The following is a 4,295-nucleotide window of genomic DNA, read 5'->3' on the forward strand; positions in this document are numbered from 1 at the left end:
ACCCCCGAACAGCTTCAGCGGGCGGTCGATGAACTGAACAGCCGGCCAAGGAAGACCCTGAACCACCGAACCCCCGCCGAAGTCTTCCTCCAGGCCCGTGTTGCGTTTCGGGTTTGAACCCGCCCCGGCGTGGAGCGTTCCCCCCCCCGGGCGCGGCGCCGGCGCGTGTGGTATCATTCGGGGTTCACGGCGGCCCCGGGGCCGCCACAGGCCTGGAGGACATCATGACGCGGGTGAATCTGGTCACGGGCGGCGCGGGCTTCATCGGCTCGCACCTGTGCGGGGCGCTGCTGGCGCGGGGCGAGGAGGTGCTCTGCCTCGACAACTTTTTCACGGGGCGCAAGGCGAACATCGCCCATCTCGCGGACAACCCACGCTTTGAGCTGATCCGCCACGACATCACGCATCCGGTTGTGCTGGAGGCCGACCGCATCTTCAACCTGGCCTGCCCGGCGTCGCCGGTCCACTACCAGCACAACCCCGTGAAGACCATCAAGACGAACGTCATGGGGGCGCTGAACACGCTCGGGCTGGCGAAGCGGGTGGGCGCGCGCATCCTCCAGGCCTCCACGTCGGAAATCTACGGCGACCCCGAGGTGCACCCGCAGGTCGAGAGCTACTGGGGCAACGTCAACACCATCGGCCCGCGGAGCTGCTACGACGAGGGAAAGCGGGTGGCCGAGGCCCTCTTCTTCGACTACCACCGCCAGAACCATGTGGACATCCGGGTCATCCGCATCTTCAACACCTACGGCCCGCGCATGCTCGTGAACGACGGCCGCGTGGTCAGCAACTTCGTTGTCCAAGCGCTGAAGAACGCCCCCATCGCCCTCTACGGCGACGGGTCGCAGACCCGCTCCTTCTGCTATGTGGACGACCTGGTGCGCGGCATGACCGCCATGATGGACTGCGACGGGTTCACCGGCCCGGTGAACCTGGGCAACCCCGGCGAGTTCACCATCCGCGAGCTGGCCGAAATCGTCATCGAGCTGACCGGATCCCGCTCCCCGCTGGAATACCAGCCCCTGCCGGTGAACGACCCCACCCGCCGCCGCCCGGACATCTCCCTCGCCCGCGAAAAGCTCGGCTGGGAGCCGGCCGTCCCCCTCCGCGAGGGCCTCAAGCCCACCATCGCCTACTTCGACGCCCTCCTCTCCAAAGGCGGCGACCCCGACGCCTGAAAGGCGCGAAGGCGTGACAGGAATCGCCTCCCCTGCATTCTGCCGGCGCCGTTCCCCGTCCAATTCCGCCCGTCAGCGCTGCCAGCCTTCGATCTTGAACGCCTTTTCCAGCAGCTTGCGCTCCGGGCCGCCGTTGTCGGGCACAAACCACGCCTCAAAGCGCGCCCCGTAGGGACGGCCCCAGTCGCCCTCATCTATGGTGATCCGGGCCGTTGAGAGAAAGGTCTCTCCGGGGTCGTCGGACCACCCCACCCATTCGTTGGTGTCCCCGCGCAGCGCCTTCTCTGAAAGCGGCGTCCCCTTGGTCATCTCGAACGCTTTGAGATACACCATGCCCGGCTCTCCGGGGTTCACCCGCAGCACGGAAACGTATATCCCGGGCTGAAAGGATTTCCGCAGGGAGAGGAAGGGCCCGCCTTTCCGCGCGCTCTCGGCGGGAAGGGCGGCGCGCGCGGTCTCCCATGCGGGATTTTCCGCCACTGCCGAGAATTCCGCCTCCATTTGCGCCAGCGCCGCACGGGTTAAACGCCGCTCCGCCACATCCGTCTGCTCAAAGACCTCAACGGTCAATCCTTCGGACCTGACAATGCACAGACTGTCGGGGTGGCCCATTTTGAAGGAAAGGGCCGCCTTCTTTGTCTCTCCCGCCTGAATCCAAGTGGTGCCGTCGTTCCCGTCCTTCCCGTCCTTCCCGCCCTTTCCCGCGCCCATGGCGCGCAGAGCCAGCGAGACAGCGGCGCGGGAGGCGGCGCTTCCCTTTGGAGCGGAGCCCCACCTCACACCGGACAGACCTATGGTGAGGCGAGTCTGAAAAGACCGTATGCCCGACTCGTCCCACATGTCCAAATCATGCCCGCCGTAGTATCCGTGCAGGGTAGGCGTCCATTGGCCGCCGATCCGCCAGCGCCGCGTGGCGAACCGGGCGCCGTCCTCCTCAAAAACGCGCCAGGCGCAGCTCGTTGCCAGATGGCGCCGCAGAAGGTCCGGGTATTCCCGGTGCAGCCGTGCCAGGGATTCAATGTTCCCGGTGACCGTCGGGTCATCCCCCCCGGGCGTGTCCAACGCGGCCAGCAGGGCCGCCTGATACCCGTCCACCTCCCCGGTCTGCCCCGCTCCCTCCCCAAAACCTGGAACCAGTTCCGGCTCCGGTTCGGCCAAGGCCACCCCCTCCGGCAAACTGAGCCGGTCCGCGAATCCGTCCTCGCTTGGTCCAAAGAAAAGGAAGGGAAGAAGGAGACGGAACCCGGCGGCCGCCACGCATACGCAGAGGGGAAATGAGAGCAGATTGATAAGCCCATTTGCCCACCGCTTCCGGACAAGATTCCACAGGGCGGCGGGGAGAATGCACAGCAGGGCAAGCAGGGAGGCCGCGAACAGACCCAGAACCGCAGGGACCAAAACGCGGGTATGCGCGACCGTCACCGCCGCGAAACTTCCGTACAAAAGCAGAAAGACCGCGCCGGGCAGCCACCTGCTGTCAAAGTACCGTTTCCAGATGCCGACCAAACGCGCCATGACCCTTTCCCTCCTTCAGATTACTCCCTTTGAAGCCGCGCGGCGATTACCCCCCGCGCGCCGGACAGCGAAAACTCCACCCGGAACTCGCAGGCATCCCGCTTTTCATCCCCCCAAATCCACGGCGCCCGCCCCTTACGGAGGACAAGCCGCAGTATAGGGTTGCCGCAGGACAGCGGTCAAGCCGCATCGGATGCCCCGCAGGACGGGCCGGTGACCGGCATGCCCGCCGCGCGGATGCGCCCTTCACGCGGTTCCAAGTAGAATGGGCGCGGGCGGGCGCTGGCGGGCAACGCGGCGGGGGCACTGGCGGCCTATGAAGAGGCCGTGGCGGCGCGGCCGGAGAACGCCGCCGAGCGGAACAACCTGGGCTGGGAGCTGCAGCGCGCGGGCCGGATGGACGAGGCGGAGGCGCAGTACCGCGCCGCGCTGGCGCGCCAGCCGCGCTATGCGCTGGCGATGAACAACCTGGGCAACCTGCTGCTGGCGAAGGGCAACGCGCAGGAGGCGCTGGACTGGTTCCAAAGCGCGCACGCGGCGAACCCCGACGACCCGCACGCGGTGAACAACGCGGCCAACGCGCTGCTGGCGCTGGGGGACGCGGCGGGGGCCGAGGCGCTCTACCGCGAGGCGGCGGAAACGCACTCCGAAAGCGCCGACATCGCCAACAACCTCGGCTGGTGCCTCGCCGGGCAGGGCCGGACCGAGGAGGCCTGCGCCTGGTTCGCCCAGGCCCTCGCGCTCGACCCGCACCACGCCCGCGCAGCGGCCAACCGGGAAACCCTCTGCGGGGGGGCGAAGTAGAAGCGGCTTCCAGCCGCTTTCTCAGGGCATTTCAAGGGTGCGCGCGTCAGCGCGCCGAGCCGAGCCCGTCCAGCAGCCCCTGCGAGGTGTTGCGGAGCTGGCGGCCGACGGAGGCGAGCTTTTCCCGCGCCTTCTCGGCGGTGTCGGAGTCCGGCTCCACGATGACCGCCTTGCTCCACTCCTCATAGGCCTCCTCGGGCGCGCCCAGCTTGTGGAGCGTGTTGGCGAGGGAGTAGTGGGCGCGGGCGTAGCCCGGATCCTGCTCCAGCGCGCGGCGGAAGTACTTCTCCGCGCCGACATAGTCGCGCGCGTTGTAGCAGGCCGTGCCCATTTTCACCTCGCGAATGGAGGCTTTCCTCTGCGACGTCATCTCGTGTCCCATGTCCCGGTTCTCCTCCGGACGCACTTGTCCAACACGGCGTTCCCCGGACCGCGCCCCGCAGTCCATCCCCATAAAGGAACGCCCTCCATGCCAAAACTGTATCAACGCACCCGACGCACCCCGAACGACCTCGCCCGTTAGGATACCACTTCCCCGGCGGAATTTCCAGCGTCCGCAAAAGAGCCCCTGATCGCCGGATAAGACGCCGCAAGAGCCGAAGCCGAGGCGAGAACGAGATGGCTTCCCTCGCTCCGCTCCTTCGCCATGACGCGGAAACTCACGTCATGGCGAGCCCCAGACCGCCGAAGGCGGGAATTCTGTCCATGAAGCCATGGATACGGGTGTCCTTTCCCTCTTCACCCCGGAGGGGTGAGGGCCATTAGCCGGTGGTTGAGCGAAGCGATACCACCGGG

The 4,295-nt window shown here is 67.1% G+C and carries 4 protein-coding genes; 2 read left to right on the top strand and 2 right to left on the bottom strand.

Annotated elements, in window-relative coordinates; all coding sequences use genetic code 11:
* Nucleotides 1-224: 224 nt before the first annotated feature.
* Entirely contained in the window at nucleotides 225-1,181 is a 957-nt protein-coding gene (locus GXY15_10015; GenBank protein ID NLV41545.1) for an SDR family oxidoreductase, read from the top strand.
* Between the two features lie 72 nt (nucleotides 1,182-1,253).
* Here the strand turns inward: GXY15_10015 and GXY15_10020 are convergent, their stop codons facing one another.
* Nucleotides 1,254-2,696 (bottom strand): hypothetical protein, encoded by a 1,443-nt coding sequence (locus GXY15_10020; GenBank protein NLV41546.1) that lies wholly within the window; start codon nucleotides 2,694-2,696, stop codon nucleotides 1,254-1,256.
* 327 nt (nucleotides 2,697-3,023) lie between these two features.
* On the opposite strand from GXY15_10020, the gene GXY15_10025 reads away from it, so the two are divergent.
* Entirely contained in the window at nucleotides 3,024-3,500 is a 477-nt protein-coding gene (locus GXY15_10025) for a tetratricopeptide repeat protein (protein NLV41547.1), read from the top strand.
* Between the two features lie 46 nt (nucleotides 3,501-3,546).
* Here the strand turns inward: GXY15_10025 and GXY15_10030 are convergent, their stop codons facing one another.
* Nucleotides 3,547-3,882, bottom strand: a complete 336-nt coding sequence (locus tag GXY15_10030; protein NLV41548.1) for a tetratricopeptide repeat protein — start codon at nucleotides 3,880-3,882, stop codon at nucleotides 3,547-3,549.
* Nucleotides 3,883-4,295 lie beyond the last annotated feature (413 nt).

The sequence above is a fragment of the Candidatus Hydrogenedentota bacterium genome (genome assembly GCA_012730045.1).
Taxonomy (GTDB): Bacteria; Hydrogenedentota; Hydrogenedentia; order Hydrogenedentales; family CAITNO01; genus JAAYBR01.

Coding starts and splice junctions, on each gene's coding strand:
- GXY15_10015 (NLV41545.1), top strand. CDS start 225: ATGACGCGGGTGAATCTGGTCACGGGCGGCGCGGGCTTCATCGGCTCG.
- GXY15_10030 (NLV41548.1), bottom strand. CDS start 3,882: ATGGGACACGAGATGACGTCGCAGAGGAAAGCCTCCATTCGCGAGGTG.
- GXY15_10020 (NLV41546.1), bottom strand. CDS start 2,696: ATGGCGCGTTTGGTCGGCATCTGGAAACGGTACTTTGACAGCAGGTGG.